Annotated in this window: 18 protein-coding genes; 9 read left to right on the forward strand and 9 right to left on the reverse strand. The window is 71.4% G+C overall.

Annotation, left to right across the window (positions count from 1 at the left end; all coding sequences use genetic code 11):
* Positions 1-43: 43 nt before the first annotated feature.
* On the reverse strand, positions 44-1,519 hold the full coding sequence (locus ACFXJ5_RS15960; RefSeq protein WP_384630984.1) for an MFS transporter: 1,476 nt from the start codon (positions 1,517-1,519) through the stop codon (positions 44-46).
* 159 nt (positions 1,520-1,678) lie between these two features.
* Between ACFXJ5_RS15960 and ACFXJ5_RS15965 the strand changes: the two genes are divergently transcribed.
* Genes ACFXJ5_RS15965 through ACFXJ5_RS15975 form a run of 3 tightly spaced genes read left to right on the forward strand, consistent with a single transcriptional unit; the run spans position 1,679 to position 3,826 of the window.
* Positions 1,679-2,002 (forward strand): 2Fe-2S iron-sulfur cluster-binding protein, encoded by a 324-nt coding sequence (locus ACFXJ5_RS15965; RefSeq protein ID WP_384630985.1) that lies wholly within the window; start codon positions 1,679-1,681, stop codon positions 2,000-2,002.
* Positions 2,002-3,282 (forward strand): NAD(P)/FAD-dependent oxidoreductase, encoded by a 1,281-nt coding sequence (locus ACFXJ5_RS15970; protein ID WP_384630986.1) that lies wholly within the window; start codon positions 2,002-2,004, stop codon positions 3,280-3,282. Before ACFXJ5_RS15965 ends, ACFXJ5_RS15970 begins: the two co-directional genes overlap by 1 nt.
* Complete coding sequence (locus tag ACFXJ5_RS15975; protein WP_384630987.1) at positions 3,275-3,826, forward strand: hypothetical protein; 552 nt, start codon at positions 3,275-3,277, stop codon at positions 3,824-3,826. The genes ACFXJ5_RS15970 and ACFXJ5_RS15975 overlap by 8 nt, the downstream gene beginning before the upstream one ends.
* A 153-nt stretch (positions 3,827-3,979) precedes the next feature.
* Here ACFXJ5_RS15975 and ACFXJ5_RS15980 read toward each other — a convergent pair whose 3' ends face one another.
* Genes ACFXJ5_RS15980 through ACFXJ5_RS15990 form a run of 3 tightly spaced genes read right to left on the reverse strand, consistent with a single transcriptional unit; the run spans position 3,980 to position 6,856 of the window.
* On the reverse strand, positions 3,980-5,206 hold the full coding sequence (locus ACFXJ5_RS15980) for a cytochrome P450 (RefSeq protein ID WP_384630988.1): 1,227 nt from the start codon (positions 5,204-5,206) through the stop codon (positions 3,980-3,982).
* 37 nt (positions 5,207-5,243) lie between these two features.
* Positions 5,244-6,365, reverse strand: a complete 1,122-nt coding sequence (locus ACFXJ5_RS15985; protein ID WP_384630989.1) for a hydrolase — start codon at positions 6,363-6,365, stop codon at positions 5,244-5,246.
* 14 nt (positions 6,366-6,379) lie between these two features.
* Positions 6,380-6,856, reverse strand: a complete 477-nt coding sequence (locus ACFXJ5_RS15990) for an SRPBCC family protein (protein ID WP_384630990.1) — start codon at positions 6,854-6,856, stop codon at positions 6,380-6,382.
* Positions 6,857-7,088: 232 nt separating this feature from the next.
* Between ACFXJ5_RS15990 and ACFXJ5_RS15995 the strand changes: the two genes are divergently transcribed.
* From ACFXJ5_RS15995 to ACFXJ5_RS16005, 3 genes are all read left to right on the forward strand, one after another.
* On the forward strand, positions 7,089-7,874 hold the full coding sequence (locus tag ACFXJ5_RS15995) for an SDR family NAD(P)-dependent oxidoreductase (RefSeq protein WP_384630991.1): 786 nt from the start codon (positions 7,089-7,091) through the stop codon (positions 7,872-7,874).
* Positions 7,875-7,974: 100 nt separating this feature from the next.
* Positions 7,975-8,511 carry a flavin reductase family protein gene (locus tag ACFXJ5_RS16000; protein WP_384630992.1) on the forward strand — a complete coding sequence of 179 codons (537 nt, stop codon included), beginning with the start codon at positions 7,975-7,977 and terminating at the stop codon, positions 8,509-8,511.
* On the forward strand, positions 8,508-9,470 hold the full coding sequence (locus ACFXJ5_RS16005; protein WP_384630993.1) for an MBL fold metallo-hydrolase: 963 nt from the start codon (positions 8,508-8,510) through the stop codon (positions 9,468-9,470). The genes ACFXJ5_RS16000 and ACFXJ5_RS16005 overlap by 4 nt, the downstream gene beginning before the upstream one ends.
* A 217-nt stretch (positions 9,471-9,687) precedes the next feature.
* On the opposite strand, the gene ACFXJ5_RS16010 is transcribed toward ACFXJ5_RS16005, so the two are convergent.
* The 3 genes from ACFXJ5_RS16010 to ACFXJ5_RS16020 form a co-directional block, all read right to left on the reverse strand.
* Entirely contained in the window at positions 9,688-10,134 is a 447-nt protein-coding gene (locus ACFXJ5_RS16010; protein WP_384630994.1) for a nuclear transport factor 2 family protein, read from the reverse strand.
* Between the two features lie 79 nt (positions 10,135-10,213).
* On the reverse strand, positions 10,214-12,253 hold the full coding sequence (locus tag ACFXJ5_RS16015) for a M3 family metallopeptidase (RefSeq protein WP_384630995.1): 2,040 nt from the start codon (positions 12,251-12,253) through the stop codon (positions 10,214-10,216).
* A gap of 10 nt (positions 12,254-12,263) precedes the next feature.
* Positions 12,264-12,446: a hypothetical protein gene (locus ACFXJ5_RS16020; RefSeq protein ID WP_384630996.1), complete on the reverse strand. Its 183-nt coding sequence runs from the start codon at positions 12,444-12,446 to the stop codon at positions 12,264-12,266.
* 115 nt (positions 12,447-12,561) lie between these two features.
* Between ACFXJ5_RS16020 and ACFXJ5_RS16025 the strand changes: the two genes are divergently transcribed.
* Entirely contained in the window at positions 12,562-12,765 is a 204-nt protein-coding gene (locus ACFXJ5_RS16025) for a MarR family transcriptional regulator (protein WP_384630997.1), read from the forward strand.
* A 25-nt stretch (positions 12,766-12,790) separates the two neighbouring features.
* On the opposite strand, the gene ACFXJ5_RS16030 is transcribed toward ACFXJ5_RS16025, so the two are convergent.
* The gene (locus tag ACFXJ5_RS16030) at positions 12,791-15,055 is read right to left on the reverse strand and encodes an MMPL family transporter (protein WP_384630998.1); all 2,265 of its coding nucleotides are present in this window, start codon (positions 15,053-15,055) and stop codon (positions 12,791-12,793) included.
* 124 nt (positions 15,056-15,179) lie between these two features.
* On the opposite strand from ACFXJ5_RS16030, the gene ACFXJ5_RS16035 reads away from it, so the two are divergent.
* Together ACFXJ5_RS16035 and ACFXJ5_RS16040 are read left to right on the forward strand one after the other, a co-directional pair.
* The gene (locus ACFXJ5_RS16035) at positions 15,180-15,818 is read left to right on the forward strand and encodes a TetR/AcrR family transcriptional regulator (RefSeq protein ID WP_384630999.1); all 639 of its coding nucleotides are present in this window, start codon (positions 15,180-15,182) and stop codon (positions 15,816-15,818) included.
* A gap of 165 nt (positions 15,819-15,983) precedes the next feature.
* Positions 15,984-16,886, forward strand: a complete 903-nt coding sequence (locus ACFXJ5_RS16040; protein WP_384631000.1) for a 2-dehydropantoate 2-reductase — start codon at positions 15,984-15,986, stop codon at positions 16,884-16,886.
* Between the two features lie 33 nt (positions 16,887-16,919).
* On the opposite strand, the gene ACFXJ5_RS16045 is transcribed toward ACFXJ5_RS16040, so the two are convergent.
* A complete protein-coding gene (locus tag ACFXJ5_RS16045) occupies positions 16,920-17,660 on the reverse strand; it encodes a DedA family protein (protein WP_384631001.1) in 741 nt (246 codons plus the stop codon).
* Positions 17,661-17,810 lie beyond the last annotated feature (150 nt).

The following is a 17,810-nucleotide window of genomic DNA, read 5'->3' on the forward strand; positions in this document are numbered from 1 at the left end:
CGACCCGGCACCGCAGATCCAGGCGCACCGTCGGCCTTCGAGGTCAGGACACCAGGCTCCCGTCACCTGCTTGAGCAGCACTGGACGCATTCCGGACCGGCACCGCGAGGGCTGCCACCAGGCCGGCGGCGCTGAAGAGGGCGGCGCCGTAGAGGGCGAGGCCGTAGCCGGAGGCGAGGGCGTGGCCGAGGGGGGCGCCGTGGGCGGCCTGGGCAGAGGTGCGGGAGGCGGCGAGGGTGGCGAGGGTGACGAGGCCGACGGCGCTGCCGAGTTGGCGGGTGGTGTTGAGCAGCCCGGAGGCGAGCCCTGCCTGGCGGGGCGGCAGGCCGGCGGTGGCGGCGTTGGTGGTGGCGTTGAGTACCACGCCCATGCCGAAGCCGATCAGCAGGGCGGGCCCGAGCAGGTCGGCGGCGAACGTCGCGTGCTCGTCGGCATGGGACAGCCACAGCAGTCCGGCGCAGCCCAGCGAGAGTCCGGCCAGCAGCACCGGGCGTGGGCCGGTGCGCGGGACGAGGGAGGAGATGCCCCAGCCGCCGATGGCGAGCCCGAGGGACATCGGCAGGTAGCTCACGCCGGTACGCAACGGGCTGTAGCCCAGCACCTGTTGAAGGATGAGCGTGAAGAAGTAGAAGGTGCTGAAGAGCGCGGCGATGCCGAAGAAGGCGACCAGGTTCGCGGCGGCCACGGAGCGGTTGCGGAAGATGCCCAGCGGCACCAGCGGATGCGCCGAGACCTTGGCCTGGAGCAGGACGAAGAGCCCGAGCAGCCCAACGCCGACCGCGAGGGCGCCGATCACCTGGGGGGAGCCCCAGCCGTGGGTATGGGATCCGGCGACGCCGTAGACGGTGGCCATCAGGCCGAGGGTGACGGTGACGGCGCCCGGGATGTCCAGGCCGCCGCGGCGGCCCCGGCTGCCGGGGGTCTCGGGGACGACCCAGCGGACGGCGGCGAACAGCAGCAGCCCCAGGGGGACGTTGACCAGCAGGATCCAGCGCCAGGACAGCCACTGGGTGATCACCCCGCCGACCAGGACGCCGATCGCCCCGGCGGCTCCTGACACCGCGCTCCAGAAGCCGAAGGCCCGTGCCCTGGCGGCCGGCCGGGTGAAGGTGGTGCCCAGCACGGTGAGGGTCGCCGGCGCCATGACCGCCGCCCCGAGCCCCTGGAAGGCGCGGGCCAGCACCAGCGTCACGGGGCTGCCGGCGAGGCCGCCGACGGCGCTGGCGAGGGTGAACAGCCCGACCCCGGACAGGAAGACGCGGCGCTGGCCGAAGAGGTCGGCCAGTCGTCCGCCCAGCAGCAGGAAGCCGCAGACGGCGATGGTGTAGGCGTTGTTGACCCATTGCAGGTTCGTACGGGTGAAGCCCAGGTCGCCGGCGATGACGGGCAGCGCCACGTTCACCACCGAGGCGTCCAGCACGTTCATGAACTGGCCCAGGCAGCAGACGGCCAGCACCAGGCCGAGCCGGGTGCCGGCCTCGGCGGGCGCGGAGGAGGTCCGCAACGTCGATGCGGTCATGGGGCGACGCTGCCGCCCCCGGCTCGACGCGCGGTGGGGCACGCCTGGAAGACCACCTTCCAGTGCTGCTCGACCGCTCCCCCAGTTTTCGCTGCCACGGTGCCCGGGCTGGCAAAGCCACCACGCCATACGCCCGGCCGACATTCCCCGAGGAGCGCCATGGCCAAGATCACGTACAAGCATCCGAACGGCACCGAGACCGTGGTCGACGTGCCCGCGCCCAACACGGTCATGCGGGGCGCCAAGATCAACAACATCGCGGGCATCGAGGCCCAGTGCGGTGGCTCCGCCCAGTGCGGGACCTGCCATGTCTACATCAACGAAGCCAGTACGGTACCGCTGCCGGAGATGCACGAGTCCGAGGACGACGTCCTGTACGGCACCTCCAGCCCGCGCCGCGAGAACAGCCGCCTGAGCTGCCAGCTCCCGGTCTCGGACGCGATCGACGGTCTGGTGGTCCATCTTCCGGAGACGCAGTCCTGATGGCCGCGCCGTCAGTTGTCGTCATCGGTGCGGGCCAGGGCGGCACCGACACCGCGGCCGCCCTGCGCGGCCGCGGTTTCACCGGCCGTATCACCCTGGTCGGGGACGAGAGCGTGTTGCCGTACCAGCGGCCTCCGCTGTCGAAGGGCTACCTCACCGGCGCCACCGCCGGCGAGGAGCTCGAACTGCGGCCCGGATCCTTCTTCGCCGACCAGGACATCGAGTTGGTCAGCGGTGACCGGGCGGAGCTGATCGACCCGGAGGACCGCACCGTCGCGCTCTCCTCCGGCCGCTCCCTGCGGTACGACGAGCTGGTGCTGGCCACCGGCGCCCGCCCCCGCACCCTGCCCGTGCCGGGCGCCCTGCTCCCCGGCGTCCTGACCCTGCGCGGGGTCGAGGACGCCGAACGGCTGCGCGGGCCGCTCACCGCCGCCTGCCGCCTCCACGTGGTCGTGGTCGGCGCCGGCTTCATCGGCCTCGAAGTCGCCGCCACCGCGCGCGAACTCGGCCACACCGTCACGGTCGTCGAGGCCGCGCACCGGGCCATGGCCCGCGTGGTCACCGACGTCATGTCGGCCCGTATCGTCCGCGAGCACCGCGCGCAGGGCACCCGGGTCCTGATGCGGCGAGAGCTGGTCGCGCTGCACGAGGACGCCTCCGGGCACGTCCGCGAGGCCGAGCTGAACGGCGGCGAGCGTATCCCCGCCGACCTGGTCGTCGTCGGCGTGGGAGTGCTGCCGAACACCGACCTCGCGGCCGCCGCGGGTCTGCTCGTCGGCGACGGCGTCATCGTCGACGCCCGGCTGCGGACCAGCGATCCGGCGATCAGCGCGATCGGTGACTGCGCCCGCTTCCCGAGCCCGCACGCCGGCCGCCACCTCCGCCTGGAGTCCGTACAGAACGCCTCCGACCAGGCCCGTTGCGTGGCCGCGGCGATCTGCGGCGAGGACGTCACGTACGGCGCCGTCCCGTGGTTCTGGTCCGAGCAGTACGCGCTGCGCCTGCAGATCGCCGGGCTCACCGGCAACCACGACACGACGGTGACCCTCGGCGAACCGGACGGGGACCGCCTCTCCGTCCTGTGCTTCCGCGAAGGCCGGCTCACCGGGGCGGAGTCGGTGAACCGGCCCGCCGACCACGCCATCGTGCGCCGGCTGCTGGCCGCCGGCACCGGGCTGACGCCGCGCGAGGCCGGGCGTCCCGGCTTCGACCTCAAGACCTACGTCCTGCAGTCCGCATCACCTTCAACCGCTCCCGTAGAAAGGCCAGTTCATGCCTGACAGCACAGCCACGGCGGTACAGTCCCGTCCGCAGCCCCATCCGCGCCATGTGGGCCTGCGCATCCTCGGCCTCTGGATCGCCATGGTGGCGGCGTTCGTCGGTGTGTCGGCGGTGCCGTCGCATGCCGCCGTCGAGCACCACCCGGCCGTCGTCCAGAAGGCGCTCGCCGGTACCTGGGATCTGACGGTCACCATCCAGGCTCCCAGCGGCGCCACCACGACCACCGCGCGCTTCGTCTTCCACCCGGACCACAAGCTGACCGGAGACGGCGGTGGGTTGGGAGACGACGGCAAGCCGCTCTTCCAGGCCACGGGCTTCTGGAACGAGGGCAAGAACGGCGCCTTCTCCATGTACGTCACGCACCCCGGCGCGGCCGACGGCGCGATCATCGGCACAGTACGCGCCATCCACCTGGGCCAGATACGCGGAACGCACTTCTCCACCCGCGCCTACGCCCAGGTCTACGACGGCGCCGACGTCAACATCGCCGGCCCGATCGCGGTCAGCAGCGTCGCCACCTGGGTGTCGTCCAGCACCTCTTGACCCGCACAGCGCACCTCGCCCGTGGCCGCTTCCGTCCCCCGGAGGCGGCCACAGGCGTTTCCCCTTGCAACGCGCCACACGCCACACGCCACACGAAAAGGTCCCGGACGCCTGATGGATCGGCGTCCGGGACCTTCGCGTCGAGCCCGGGGGTCACTTCCCCCAGGTGACCGGGAGGCGGGTCAGGGTGTGGTTGATCTCGCCGGTGTGCCAGGGCAGTTCGTCCTGCGGGACGGCCAGCCGCAGATCCGGGAAACGCCGGATCAGGCCGTCGAGGGCGATCTCCATCTCCATCCGGCCCAGATGCTTGCCGAGGCAGTAGTGCATGCCGTGGCCGAAGGAGATGTGCGGGTTGCGCTCGCGGGTGACGTCCAGCCGGTCGGGGTCGGGGAACACCGTCTCGTCGCGGTTGGCGGAGGCGAGCGAGAGCAGGACGACATCGCCGGCGCTGATGCTCACCCCGGCGATCTCCAGGTCCTCGGCGGCGATGCGCGGGAACCCGGAGGTGTCGGTGGCGAAGAGGTTGACGTGCCGCAGCAGTTCCTCGACGGCCAGCGGGATCCGGGAGCGGTCCTCGGCCAGCAGCCGCCACTGCTCCGGGCTGTCGGCGAGCAGCGCCAGTACGGAGTTGGCGAGCTGGTTGGCGGTGGTGTCGAAGCCGGCCCCGATGAGCGTGAAGCCGAAGGTCACCAGCTCCTGCTCGCTGAGCCGGTCGTCGTTGTCGCGGGCCGCGATCAGGTCGGAGAGCATGTCGTCGGCGGGGTTGGCGCGCTTCTCCGCGATGAGCCCGACGATGTACTCGCTGAGCCTGGCCAGGCCCTCCATCGACTCCTCGCCGCCCGCCCGGTCGTCGACCGTGGCGAAGGCCCGCGCCCAGCCCTCGAACTTCCGCAGGTCCTCCGGCGGCACCCCGAGCAGCTCGCCGATCACCGTGAGCGGCAGCGGCACCGTCAGCTGCTGTACGAGGTCAATGGGGCCGCCCTTGGCCTCCATGTCGTCCAGCAGCTCGTCGGCGACCTTCTGGACGCCGGGGCGCATCCGCTCCACCCGGCGCATCGTGAAGGCCCCGGCCACCAGCTTGCGGAGCCTGGAGTGTTCGGGCGCGTCGAGGGAGATGATCATCTCGGCCGTCGTGGTCATCGACCCGCCGATCCGGGGCGCCCCCGGCTTGCAGGTCTCCGCCCGGCTCAGCCGGGGATCCGCGAGCGCCGCCCGCACATCCTCGTACCGGCTCACCAGCCAGGCGTCCACACCGCCTGCGGTGGGCACCTTGGCCACGGGCTGTTCCTCGCGCAGGCGGGCGTACTCGGGGGCGGGGCCCCGGTACGTCGTGCCGGGGAAGGGGAAGGGGCAGACGCCCGTTTCCTGAGGGGCAGTCAAGGTGACACCTCCGTAGGGATTGTGGTCAGGCAGGCGTTCACGCCTCGGGACCGAGGAGGACCGCCGAGTAGTTCTTGCGCGCGGCGGTGTCGTACTGCAGCGCCACGTGGCTGCTCGCCGAGGTGATGTCCCGCCAGAGGCGCTGGAGGGGCTGTGCCTCTCCCAGGCCGGCCGTGCCGGCGGCGCGGATCAGCAGGGCGACGGCCTCGGCGAGGGTCTCGGCCGCGTAGGTGGCGTTGCGCTCGTTGCGCGCCATGTGTTCTGGGGTGAACAGCCGCTCGTCCAGGACGCGGGCGTTCTGCTCGACCAGGTGACGCGCCGAGTCGATCCGGCCGGAGACCCGCACCAGGGCGAGCTCGTTGGCGTGGTTGCGCCGCCGCCCGGTCATGGTCGCCGCGGCGGCGTCCAGCGCGCCGGTGGCGGCGCCGACCACGGGCGCGATGAAGGTGAGGCCCCCAACGGCCTGGAAGGGCACGTTGTGGGAGGAGACGACCGAGCCGCCGTTGCGGCCGGTCATCATGTCCGTACGGTCGAAGGACAGATACGCCGGGACGTACACGTCCTCGACCACCACGGTGTGGCTGCCGGTGGCGCGCATGCCCACGCTGTCCCAGGTCCGGCGTACGGCGTACGACCCCGCGGGCAGCGCGAAGAAGCGCGCCCGCGGCGGGCCGTCGCCGTCGCCGCCGGGCACGGCGGCGCAGACCAGTGCCCAGTCGGCGAAGTCGATGCCGCTCACATAGCTCCACTGGCCGCTCAGCAGCCAGCCTCCCCCGGCATCGGCGGGGCGTGCCCGGCCGGCCGGCATGAGCGCGGTGGCGATCACGGTGTCGGGGCTGTCGCCCCACAGCGCCCGGTGCCCCTCCTGCGGGAGGTGGCTCGCGAAGCGCGCCGAGTAGGCGCTCAGCGAGGCGCACCACGCGGTGGCCGGGCAGCCCTCGCCGACCGCGATGACGGCCCGGGTCAGCTCGGCGAACGAGCCCTCCGTGCCGCCGAGTCCGGCGGCCACGAAGTGCCGGGCGAAGCCGGCCTCGCGCAGGGCGGCGATGACGTCGGGGTGCATGGCGCGGCTGCGGTCGGCCCCGTCCGCGTGCTGGGCGGCGAGGACACGTATCTTCTCGGCGGCCTCGGTCAGGCCCGTCCGTGTGTCGGCAGGCATCGTCATGACTCCCGTCAGATCGCCTTGGAGAAGAGGTCCAGGGTCTCCCCCGGGCTCGGTCCGTCGAGCGCGCGGAAGATCCCCTCGGCGCCCTCGCCGTGCTTGTGCAACTTGACGTGGGACAGCTCGACCTTGGTGGTGCTCGCGTCGACCGCCGTGAACTGGACCTCGATCTCGCTGGCCCGCTCGTCGTCGGGGATGGACTGCCAGCGGCCGTCGATCCGCCAGGTCATGACCAGGCGGTTCGGCGGGTCCCACTCCAGGATCCGGCCCCAGGCGATCTCGTTGCCGTCCACGTCCCACTCGTAGTAGCGGCCGCCGACGCCCGGTTCGAAGGCGAGGCCGGCCCGCTCCTTCCGCACCAGGACATGGGAGGGCGGCCACCAGTCCTTGGGCCGCTCGGTGAAGACCTTCCAGCAGTGCTCGGTCGTCGCTGCGACGACCACCTGCTTGCGTACGTCGGGAATCTGCTGCTCGGCCTGCTCGGGCACGGTCCCTCCTTCGTCAGTCCATGTCCGCCCACGCTCGCGCGAGGCGCTCGACACGACATGGAGGGCGGATCGAGTTCGGTCTCCAGCGGGGTTCGAGATACGAGCGAGCAGCCGTTGCGACGGTCGGGGCCGGTTGCACGTACTCACGGCATCCACGGACTCCCACGGACTCCACGCGCTCGACGGACTCCGCAGGATCAGAGGCTCACAGGCTCGAGAACAGGAGAGCACGATGACAGACGCGGTACGACGGGTCGCCTTCGTCACGGGTGCCACCAGTGGGATCGGCCTCGCCGTGACCGAGCTGCTGGCGCGGCAGGGGGTCGCGGTCTTCGGGGTGGCACGCGGCGAGGAGAGCGTGCGCACCGTGGTCAAGCGGCTGCGGGAGGAAGGCCTGGAGGTCGACGGGGCGGTGTGCGACGTCTCCTCCACCGAGCAGGTACGGGAGGCGGTGCGCGCGGCCGTGGAGCGCTACGGCCGGATCGACATCCTGGTCAACAACGCCGGCCGGGGCGGCGGCGGGGTGACCGCCGAGATCGAGGACTCCCTCTGGCTCGACGTGATCGACATCAACCTCAACGGCACCTTCCGGGTCACCCGCGAGGTGCTCAGCACCGGCCGGATGCGCGAGAGCAGCTGGGGCCGGATCATCAACATCGCCTCCACCGGCGGCAAGCAGGGCGTCGAACTGGCCGCGCCCTACTCGGCGGCCAAGCACGGCGTCGTCGGCTTCACCAAGGCCGTGGGCAAGGAGCTCGCGAAGACCGGCATCACCGTCAACGCGGTCTGCCCCGGCTATGTCGAGACCCCGATGGCCCAGCGCGTACGCCAGGGCTACGCGGGCCACTACGGCGTGAGCGAGCAGTCCATCCAGGAGAAGTTCGAGGCCAAGATCCCGCTCGGCCGCTACTCGACCCCCGAGGAGGTCGCCGGCCTGGTCGGCTACCTGGCCTCGGACGTGGCGGCCTCGATCACCGCGCAGGCGCTCAACGTCTGCGGCGGCCTCGGCAATTACTGATACCCGCGACCCGCTGTCCGCCCGGCAGGAACGCTGTCCGGTCCTCCGGGCAGAAACGCCTCCAGGCAGAAACGCAGAGACGCAGAGACGGAGCCCCACCATGACAGAAGCGGCAACCACGCTGCTCGCCGCGCCCGAGGCCGGTCCCGATGTCGCCGCCTTCCGGGCCGCGATGGGCCGCTTTCCCACCGGAGTCACCCTGCTCACCCAGGGCAGCGGCGACGACGCCATCGTGATGACCCTCAACAGCCTGACCTCGGTGTCCCTCGACCCCCTGCTGCTCCTGGTCTCCGTGAAGGCGGACGGGCGGATGCGCCCGCGCGTGGCCCGAGCCGGAAGCTTCGCCGTGAACATCCTGGCCGAGGCGCAGCTGGACCTGTCCACCCTGTTCTGCCGCCCGGACCGGCCGGAGGGCGAGCTCGCGATGCGCCGCCTCGGCGCGGTGCCGGGCGTGACCGGCAATGCCGTACTCCCGTCCGCCGCCGCCTGGTTCGAGTGCGAGCTGCACTCGGAGCACGTCGCCGGTGACCACGCCCTGCTGATCGGCCGCGTGGTGGCCCTGGAGGCCGGCGTGGACTCCCGCCGTCCGCTGGTCTTCCACCAGGGCGGCTACGCCCGGCTCCCGGAGGCGTCATGACGACGGTCACGGGTATGGCTGCCGGCACGGCCACGGGCACCGTCGTCGCGGCGCCGCCCGCCCTGGAGGAGGTCGCCGAGGGCGTGTACGCCTGGGTGCAGCCGCCGGGCGGCTGGTGCCTCAACAACGCGGGCCTGGTGGTCGGCGACGGCGGCGCCGTCCTCGTCGACACCGCCGCCACCGAGGGCCGTACGCGGCGGCTGCGCGAGGCCGTCCGGCAGGTCGCGCCGGACGGCCCGGACACCGTGGTGAACACCCACTTCCACGGCGACCATGTCTTCGGCAACGGCCAGTTCGCGCCCCGCGCGACCATCGTCGCCCACGAGGGGACCCGCGCCGACATCGCCGAGGCCGGTCTCGGGCTGCGGCAGTTGTGGCCGGAGGTCGAGTGGGGCGAGACCCCGCTGACCCTGCCGACCCTCACCTTCCGGGACGGGCTCACCCTGCACACCGGCGGCCGGACCGCGCCCCGCGTGGAGCTGCTCCACCTCGGGCCGGCCCACACCGCCACCGATGTGGTGGCCTGGGTCCCGGACCGCGGGGTGCTCTTCACCGGGGACGTGGCGTGGTCGGGGGTCACGCCCTATGTGCTGATGGGCTCGGTGTCCGGTTCGCTGCGGGCGCTGGAGCGGATGCGCAGCCTGCGGCCCCGTACGGTCGTGGCCGGCCACGGCCCGGTCGGCGGCCCCGAGGTGCTGGACCTCACGGAGTCGTATCTGCGCCGGGTGCGGCAGCTCGCCGAGGAGGGCCTGCGGGACGGGCGTTCGGCGCTGGAGACGGCCCGGCGCGCCGACCTGGGGGCGTACGGGCGGCTGCTGGACTCCGAGCGGCTGGTGGGCAATCTGCACCGCGCCTACGCGGAACTCCAGGGGCTGCCGCCCGGCGAACGGATCGACGTGGCCGAGTCCTTCAAGGAGATGTGCGTGTTCCACGGCGGCCTGCCGACGTGCCACGCGTGACGGGAACGTGAGGGGAGTGGGGTTGTGACGGTACTGCTGGAGGAGCCCGAGGCACCGGATCTGCGGCTGCCGGGAGTGGGTGACGACGACGAGGAGGAACGGCACATCTGCCGTGGCATCGACTGACCGGCGTGCGCGAGACCGGCATCAAAGAAATCAAAGAAGGGGCCTGCTGGGTGCAGGCCCCTTGTTTGTGTTGCTGCTGCCGATCGGGGGTTCACACGCCTTCGAAGAGCGGCGGCGCGTCCTGGTGGATGACGCGCGAACGGGTCAGCAGCCCGCCGCCCGGCCCGCGCACCAGGACGTCCTCCACGGTGAACGTCGGCTGGAAGGACACCTTGCCCTCGCGGTCGGTCTGGCTCACGAGGGTGTAGTACGAGGTGCCGATCGTGCCGTCGTCCGCCGGTTCGATGACGACGTGGCCGAACCAGTGCCGTACGGCGATGTCGCGGTAGCGCGGCAGGCTCGCCAGCATCCCGGCCAGCATCTCCTCCCGGCCCTCCTGACGTCGGCCGCCGGCGTGCACCACGACGCCGTCCTCGGTGAAGGTCGCGGCGAACCCCTCGATGTCCAGGGCGTCCACCCGTCGCATCTGCCGCGCGTAGAACGTCTGCACCTCCGCGTAAAGGTCTCCGCTGACCTTGATCACGCTTTCCTGGGACACCGTGACTCCCTCCGTCTGACTCCGCGGTCCGCTGCCGTCCACGCTGTCAAACCCGGCTGCAGCGGGGCTGGAGAGCCGCTCAGCCCGTGAGCCCCCGGCGGGCCAGCAGCGGCTCGATGCGCGGCGCCCGGCCCCGGAAGGCCTCGAAGGCGGTGAGCGAGTCGACGCTGCCGCCCTTGGAGAGCAGCTCGCGGCGGAAGGCGTCGCCGTTCTCGCGCCGCAGTCCGCCGTTCTCCTTGAACCACTCGACGGTGTCGGCGTCCAGCACCTCGCTCCAGATGTAGGAGTAGTAACCGGCGCTGTAGCCATGGGAGAAGATGTGCGCGAAGTACGTGGACCGGTAGCGCGGCGGGATGGCGGGCAGCGCCAGGCCCGCCTCCTTCAGCGCGGCGGCCTCGAAGGCCTCGGCGTCGCCGGGGTCGGCCCCCGCCGGGATGGTGTGCCAGGCCCAGTCGAGCAGGGTCGCGGCCAGGTACTCGACCGTACGGAAGCCCTGGCCGAAGCGGTCTGCGGCCTCTATCCGGTCCACCAGCTCCTGCGGCATCGGGTCGCCGGTCTCGTGGTGGCGGGCGTAGTTGGCCAGGATCTCGGGCCAGACCGCCCACATCTCGTTGACCTGGGAGGGGTATTCGACGAAGTCGCGCGGGACGGCGGTGCCGGAGAAGAAGGGATACCGGACATCGGAGAACAGGCCGTGCAGGGCGTGCCCGAACTCATGGAAGAGGGTGTTGACCTCGTCGAAGGTCAGCAGCGTCGACTCGCCGGGCGCGGGCTCGGCGATGTTGAGGTTGTTCACCACGACCGGGTGCTCGCCGAACAGCCCTGACTGGTCGACGAGGTTGTTCATCCAGGCGCCGCCACGCTTGGAGGCCCGGGCGTGGAAGTCGCCCAGGTAGAGGCCGAGCGGCGAGCCGTCCTCCTCGAAGACCTCGAAGACCCGGACGTCGGTGTGGTAGCCGGTGAGGTCGGGGCGTTCGGTGAAGCTCAGCCCGTAGAGCAGCCCGGCCGCGTGGAAGACGCCGTCCTTGAGCACCCGGTCGAGCTCGAAGTAGGGGCGCATGGCGGCGGAGTCGATGTCGTACTCGGCCTTGCGGACCTTCTCCGACCAGTACGCCCAGTCCCAGGCGGCGATTTCGTCCAGGCCGGATGCGGCGGCCAGCGCGGCGGCCTCACGTTCGGCGTTGGCGACGGCGGGCGGGACGAGGCGGCCGAGCATCTCGGTGACGGCCTCGGTGGTGCCGGCGGTCTGGTCGGCGACGACGTAGGCGGCGTGGCTGTCGTGCCCGAGGAGGGCGGCGCGTTCGGCGCGCAGCGTAGCCAGCTTCACGACCAGGTCGCGGTTGCTGTTGGGGCCGCTGAGGCCGCGTCCGAGGGAAGCGGTGAGGAGGCGCTCGCGTACGTCGCGGCGGTCCAGGGCCGCCAGTTCCTGCTGGTTGGAGAAGTTCTTCAGGCTGAGGACGTACGTGCCGTCGTGTCCGAGGGCGCGGCCGTTCTCGGCGGCGGCGGTGATGGCGCCCTGGTGGAGCCCGGCCAGTTCGTCGGCACTGTCGAGGACCAGGGCGGCGGCCTTGGTGTCGGCGAAGAGGTTCTGCTCGAAGGCGGTGGAGGCCGTGGCGATCTCCGCGTTCAGCTCGCGCAGCCGCTGCCGGCCGGCCTCCGGGAGCCGGGCGCCGGCCCGCTCGAACCGGGTGTGGTAGCGCTCCAGCAGCCGCAGGGACTGGGCGTCCAGGCCGAGTTCGTGCCGGGTGTCGAAGAGCGCGCGGACCCGGCCGTAGAGCGCCGGGTCGAGGTGGATCGCGTCGCGGTGGGCCGCGAGCTGGGTGCTGATCCGGGCCTCGATCTCCTGCACCTCCGGGTTGGTGTCCGACGACGCCTGGTTGAAGAACACATGCGAGACCCGTCGCAGCAGTGTCCCCGAGCGCTCCAGCGCCTCGATGGTGTTCTCGTACGTCGGCGGGTCCTCGCTCGCCGCCACAGCCTGGGCCTCGGCCAGTTCCTCGGCCATGCCGCGCTCGAAGGCGGGCGGATAGTGCTCCTCGTGGATCTCCGCAAAGGGCGGCAGCCCGTACGGGAGCGTGCTCGGGCTGAAGAAGGGGTTCGTCGCGTTTGTCGGCGTCACGCGATCGACCCTACGTCTGGGCTGCCGCACGGTCGTGCGGTTTTACGTCCGGTGCAGGGGTGGCAACGGCACGCACGGACGGCCGGGTCGAGCGCGGGAACCAGACACGGGCGTCGAGGGCCGCGAGTTCCTTGCCGGTGGCGATGACTTCGGGGCCGCCGAGGATGCGTACGGAGATCGCTACTTTTGTCACTGTTACGCGGGATCCGCGTAACAGATGGCCAACAGGCCCGTTCGGCCCACAAAGCGTGTCGTTTGTCCCCACAAAGCTGACGCTCCGACAGCCGTTTCAGAGGGAGGCACTCGAGATGACCGATCGGACACTGTGGTCATACGCCGAGATCGCCGCGCACATCAGGGTGCAGGTCGACACGGTGCGCTCCTACCGAAAGCACGGACACCTTCCCTCGCCTGATGTGGTCGAAGGCGGCAAGCCCTTCTGGTACGCGGACACGATCCGCGCCTGGAGCTCCCGGCGGCCCGGTAACCGCGGCCGCCGGGATCCCGACTGATGGTCGACCGAAAGAAGCGAGGAGGTCAGGCAGAGTTGACGGGCTCGGGGTCCCGCTCCGTCTCGCGACGCGGGACCTCCGCCGTCCCTCCGCCGCCCTCGCTGAGGCCGAAGCGGTCGTGCAGAGCACGCAGCCCGCGCGGCGCCCACCAGGTGGCCCGGCCGGTCAGCCGCATCACGGCCGGCACCAGCAGGGTGCGGACCACCATCGCGTCCATCAGCACGGCCAGCGCGATACCGAGGCCGAGCATCTTGGTGTTGGCGATCCGCGAGGTCCCGATGGCCACCATGACGACGGCCAGGATCACGGCGGCGGCGGTGATGAGCCCTCCGGTGCGCCGGACCCCGAAGACCACCGAGGCCCGGTGGTCGCCGGTGCGGTCGTACTCCTCCTTTATTCGCGAGAGCAGGAAGACGCCGTAGTCCATGGACAGTCCGAAGGCCACACAGAACATCAGCACGGGCAGCGTGGTCTCGATACTGCCTGTCGCATTGAAGCCGAGCAGCCCCGACAGATGCCCGTCCTGGAACACCCAGACCACGGCACCGAACATCGCGGTGAGGCTCAACGCATTGAGCAGCACCGCCTGAAGGGGGATCACCACACTGCCGGTGAGCAGGAAGACCAGCAGCAGGGTGACCGCCGCGATCATGCCGGCCGCCCATGGCAGCCGCTCGGCTATGACGTGCTTGGTGTCCACCAGGACGGCGGCCGTGCCGGTGACCGAGGCCCGGAACGGCGGGTCCACCGCCCGTATCCCACCGACCAGCGCCTGGCTGGCCGCGTCCACGGCCTCCCCCTTGGGCAGCACGGTGAGGTAGGCCGCACCGTCCGAGCTGCGGGCGGCCTCGGCCGGCCCGGGCGCAGCGGTCCGCTTGCCCCCCGCGTACTGACCGGCCGGGCCGTCGACGAAGACGACGCCGGGCAGCGCCGAGAGCCGCGAGCTGTAGTCGGCCAGTTGGGAAGCGGTCGGGCTGCCCTCGGCCAGGACGGTGATCTCGCCGCCGGGATTGCCGGGGAACTCGTCCCGTATGTGCTGCTGGACGACATGGGCCTGCGCCGTGGCGGGCAACTGGCGGTCGTCGGCGGTGCCGAACTGCACCCGCAGGAAGGGCAGTCCGAGCAGCACCAGGACCGCGACCGTGCCCACGGCGAAGATCGGCGCCCGGCGCATCACCAGCCTGGCCAGCCGCCCGTAGCCGCCCTCCGCCTGGGGGTTGGGTTGGCGGCGCCGCAGCAGCTTGCGCAGGTCGAGCGCGTTGACCCGGTGGCCGAGCAGCACCAGGGCGGCGGGCAGGATGACCAGCGCGGCCGCGGCGGCCAGCAGGACGACCGCGATCCCCGCGTAGGCGAAGGAGCGCAGGAAGTACTGAGGGAAGAGGAACATCGCGGCCAGCGAGGCGGCGACGGTGAGCGCCGAGAAGAGCACGGTGCGCCCGGCCGTGCGCAGGGTGGTCGCGACCGCCTGACGAGGCTCGGCGCCGGCGGCCAACTCCTCACGGAAGCGCCGCACGATGAACAGGGCGTAGTCGATGGCGAGTCCGAGCCCCAGGGCGGTGGTCAGATTCTGCGCGAAGATCGAGACATCGGCGAACGAGGTGATACCGCGCAGCACGGCATTGGTCCCCAGGATGGCGACGATGCCCACCCCCAGCGGCAGCAGGGCGGCGACTGCGCTGCCGAAGACCATGACCAGCAGCAGGAGAGTCACCGGCAGCGCGATCAGCTCGGCACGCGCCAGGTCCTCCTTGATGGTGCTCTGCATCTCGTTGCGAACCTCTGCCAACCCGCCGATTTTCACCTCGACCGGACCGTGCTTGCCCCGGAATTCGGGCGCTATGCGGTCGAGGGCCTTGGTGACGGCATCGTCACTGCCGCCGATCCGGGCCGCGATCATCGCCTCGCCGCCGCCTTCGGTCCGCAGCGCGGGAGCCGAGGTGTCCCAGTACGAGGTGACGCCGGTGATGGCCTTGTCGGCGTCGAGCTCGTGGGCGAGAGCCCGCCCCTCGGCCGCGACCCCGGGGTCGTCGACACCGGCCCCACGGCTGCTGACGAGCAGGATCAGATTGGGCTGCGAGTTCGGGAAGTACCGCTCGAGCGCCTTGGTCGCGTAGGACGACTGCGAGTCCGGGGCCTCCCAGCCACCGCTGGCCAGCCGGTCCGCGACACCGCTCCCGGCGACCACGGCGAGTGCGGTGAAGAGCAGTGCGAGCAGCAGGGTGAGCCGTGGCCGGGCCGTCACGACCCTGGTCCAGCCCCCTACCGCACGCTCGCGGTTGACATCAGGCATGACAGAGGTGTCCCCTCCCCCTGGAACCGCCGTAAACTGGCGGTGGAGAACACGAGCGATCACTCGTGTTTCTCCAGAATGCGAGCGGTGTCTCGCATTTGTCAACACTGATTGGGGATTACACGTGTCCGTGTCCGAGGAGCAGAAGCCACGCCGTCGGCAGGCACGCGGCGAGCGGCGCGCGGCGCAGCTTCTGGAGGCGGCGGCCGAGGTGTTCGGCAAGGTCGGATACACCGCCGCCAGCACCAACGCGATCGCCCGCGAGGCAGGCGTCTCCCCCGGCACGCTCTACCAGTTCTTCCCCAACAAGGAAGCCATCGCGATCGAGCTGGGCGGCACTCTCATCCACCGGATGCAGGAGGCCCATGGCGAGCTGTTCACCGCCGAGAACGCCGCCCTGCCGCTGGACCGGATGATCGACGTCGTCGTCGACCCCTTCATCGCCTTCAACTGCGAGAACCCCGTCTTCCTCGCCCTCGCCCAGGACGGCGACGTCCCCGGCGGGGTCGCCCAGGCGCACGACGCCCTCCACAGCTCCCTGCTCCAGCGTGTCGACACCCTCATCGGCCTGCGCTCCCCCGGCCTCTCCCCGGCCGAGCGCTCCCGCGTCGCCGCGATGTCCTTCGGGCTGTTCAAGGCCGGCCTCGCCCTGGTGCTGGCGCACGAAGGAGCGGAGCGGGACGCGTACGTCGCCGAGTTGAAGAAGGCGCTGTACGGCTACCTCGCCCCGCACGTCGGCAGCGGCCCGGTAGCCCTGGCCTGACCTCACAACCGCCCGACCTCACAACCGCCCGACCTCACAACTGCCGCACCTCACAACCGCCGGACCTCACAACCGCCCCGCGTCGCAACCGCCCGGCGTTACAACTGCCGAAAACCTGACGGCCCGGACTCCGGATTGTCCGACCCCGGGCCTATGGTCGACTCCATGAGCGACACTGCCGCGGCCACAAGCTTCGCGGTGATCGGCGCGGGTGGGATCGGCGGCTTCACCGCCGCTCTCGCACAGCTCGCCGGACACGACGTGACGCTGTGCGTACGCACACCCATCGACAAGCTCGCGGTCGAGACGGACGGCGAGGTGCTCCACTCCCCCGTGCGCATCGCCACGCGGCCGGAGCGGGAGAGTCCCGCCGACTGGGTGCTGGTCACGACCAAGGCCCAGGACACCGGGAGCGCTGCCGAATGGCTGCGCCGGCTGGTCGGCCCGCACACCCGCGTGGCCGTCCTGCAGAACGGGGTGGGCCACGTCGAGCGCGTGGCGCCGCTCCTGCCCGAAGGCACCGACGTGCTCCCGGTCCTGGTCTACATATCCGCCGAGCGCACCGCACCCGGCCGGATCACCCACCACGTCGGCAACGCCCTGCTGGTCCCCGAGGGCGGCCTCGCCGACCGCTTCGCCGCGCTGTTCGACGGCAGCGGCATCGAGGTGCGCACCACCGCCGACTTCACCACCGCCGCCTGGCGCAAGCTCTTCAGCAATCTGGCGGCGAATCCGCTCACCGCGCTCACCGAGCGCCGCGTGGACGTCTTCGCCGAGCCGGACATGGCCCGGCTCGCCTCCGACGTACTGGGCGAGGCCGTCGCCGTGGCGCGCGCGGAGGGCGCGGAGATCGGCGAGCAGGATGTCCGCGACACCCTCGACCTGTACGCGATGAATCCGGCCGCCGGCGGCACCTCGATGCTCTACGACCGGCTCGCCGGGCGCCCGTTGGAGCATGAGCACATCACCGGCGTGGTCGTGCGGGCCGGCGAGAGGCACGGCATACCGACGCCGCTCAACACGGCACTGCTGACCCTGCTGCGCGCCCTGGACCACTCCATGAGCTGAGTCCGCGGACCTGGGGCTCCCCGCCCCCGCCCGTCAGACCGACTGCCCGCCGCCCACCTTCTCGGGCTGTACGGCCTGTTCCTCCGCCGACTGGCCGGGAATGCCGGGCACCACTGCCCCACCACCCGCGGCCACCACCAGCTCGGCGCCCTGCACGTCGCCTCCGCGCCGCCGGGAGATCCACTGGACGAGCGCGCCCAGGGCCGCGACCAGCACCGAGACACCCAGCCCGAGCCCGACCGCGTACAGCGAATTGGAGGTGGCGAGACCGCCGAAGTAGCCGAGCCCCACCGAGTACGTCGCCCAGACCGCCTCGGCCAGGCCCGCGCCGATCGCATAGCGCCGGGCCGGATAGCGCATGATTCCGGCCGCCAGCCCGCCGAACAGCCGGCCGCTGGGCAGGAAGCGCACCCCGACCACGAAGGGCACCCCATGTCGCTGTATCCGGGTGCTGGCCCAGTCGAGGAGGGCACGGCGCCGGGGCCGCCGGTAGAGCCTGGTGAGGATCCGTCCACTGACCGCCCGGCCGGTGCGATGGATCAGCAGGTCTCCGGCCAGCGCGCTGCCGGCCACGACCAGCAGCACCAGCGCGATGCTCAGCCGGCCCTCGGCAGCCAACACCCCGCCGGTGACGAGCAGAGCGGCATTGGGCACCAGCGGGGGCGCGGTGGTGGCTGCCAGCACCGCGTACGCCAGGATCACGTGGCCGTCGCGCAGATACGCGTCCAGGCCTGCCGTGAAGTCGAATGACGACACGAATGTTGCAACGTCCACGTCGCCACCCCTCTTCCCCTTTTGGCGCGTCCGTCCTCGTCCAAGCTCGCAGGGACAGGAGGGGATGAGCAACGGGATTCCACCAGGATTAGGGGCATTCCCAGGGGTTTCCCAAGGTTCCGTCATCCTCAGGGGGCAGCGCGGTCTGGC

The organism is Streptomyces sp. NPDC059373 (assembly GCF_042751495.1).
Taxonomy (GTDB): Bacteria; Actinomycetota; Actinomycetes; order Streptomycetales; family Streptomycetaceae; genus Actinacidiphila.